Raw genomic sequence first — 1564 nt, forward strand, 5'->3', positions numbered from 1 at the left:
GTGGTTCGGCATCGTTGTGATCTGCGCGTTCGCGGTGCTCCGCATCCGCGCCACGCATCACGTCTTCAGCCCGACGACTGACGAGCCGGTTCATCTCGCTGCCGGGTATGAGTACCTGACGCAGCACAAATACACGATCGACTCCGAGCATCCGCCGCTCGCTCGTGCGGTGTTGGCGCTGCCGCTGGCGTCGACGCACGTGGCTGCGTTCGACGCTTACGCACGCGGCGGCGACGCCCGTGAGCTCCATCTCGCCGACGCTCTTCTCGGCGCGAACGGAGACGCGATGCGTGATATCGCGCGAGCGCGCACGGGCAATCTGCTCTTCGTCGTGATCGCGATCGTCGCCGTCGCGCTCCTCGGCCGCGATCTATTCGGTGCGACGATCGGTCTGGCCGCCGCGACCGCGTTCGTGCTGACGCCGCCGGTGCTCGCGCACGGCGGCCTCGCGACGACCGACATGGCGGGAACGGCGGCCGTCGCTCTGGCGCTGTGGGTGCTCTATCGCTGGCTCGCGAGGCCGACGTGGCCGTGGACCATCGCGCTCGGCGCGGTCATAGGCTTTGGCGCGTTGTGCAAGTTCACGTTCCTGTTGTTTTTTGGGATCTGCGCGGTGATTGCGATTGTGAGGCATGTTCTTCGTGTGGGGCGGGTTTTCCTGCCCGCCTCCGAGCGCGGGCTAGAAAGCCCGCGCCACACGAGGACGATCATCGTGATTCTTCTCATCGCGTTCGTGATCGTGTGGGGTGGGTACTTCTTCCACCACTCGCGCATGGTCGCGATGGACCAGACCGCGCCGCAGCAGACGGAGCATGCGTTCGGGAGTCGCTGGATCGCCGAGCGCGTGAACTTGCCTGCGCCTCAGTACCTGTTCGGTCTTCTGCGAGTGAAACAGCACGACGAGCGCGGCACGCCGGTGTTCATCCTCGGGAAGGTCTGGCCGCGCGGACGCTGGTACTACTTCCCGCTCGTCCTCGCGATCAAGACGCCGATTCCGCTGCTGTTGCTGCTCGGCGTCGGACTCTTCTCGCTGAAGAAACATCGGGAGCTCGCGCTCATGGCGCTCGCGCTCCTTCTCGCGGTCCTGCCGTCGCACATCAACCTCGGCGTGCGGCATGTGCTCCCGATCTACATCTTCATGGCGATCCTCGCCGGCGTCGCGCTGGTGCGGCGTCCGATCACGGCCGTGCTCCTCATCTGGCTCATCGCCGATGTCGTTCCCGAGTCGCTGCCGTGGATGAATGCGTTCGCCGGTGCCCATCCCGAACGCGTCGTCGTCGAGAGCAACTTCGATTGGGGACAGGATCTCTACCGTCTCGCGCTCGCCTGCCGCGAACGCCATATCACGTCGTTGCGAGGGGCGCTCTTCAGCACCACCAGCCCGACGCTCGTCGGCGTTCCGCTCACTGGCGCGATCGATCCGTACCAGCCGTCGAAAGGGTGGTTCGCGATCAGCGAGTCCATTCTCCAGCCGGAGCAGGCGATCGATCCGAATCGCTATGCCTGGCTGACGCAAAACGGCCGCGCCTTCACGAGGATCGGCGCGGCCGTGCGGTTGTATTCC

The 1564-nt window shown here is 65.5% G+C and carries 1 protein-coding gene; it reads left to right on the top strand.

Going from position 1 to position 1564, the window contains the following annotated elements:
* On the top strand, positions 1–1564 hold a 1564-nt coding region (locus tag VGQ44_01030; GenBank protein HEV8445364.1), incomplete at both ends, for a glycosyltransferase family 39 protein.

The organism is Gemmatimonadaceae bacterium, from assembly GCA_036003045.1.
Classification (GTDB): Bacteria; Gemmatimonadota; Gemmatimonadetes; order Gemmatimonadales; family Gemmatimonadaceae; genus JAQBQB01.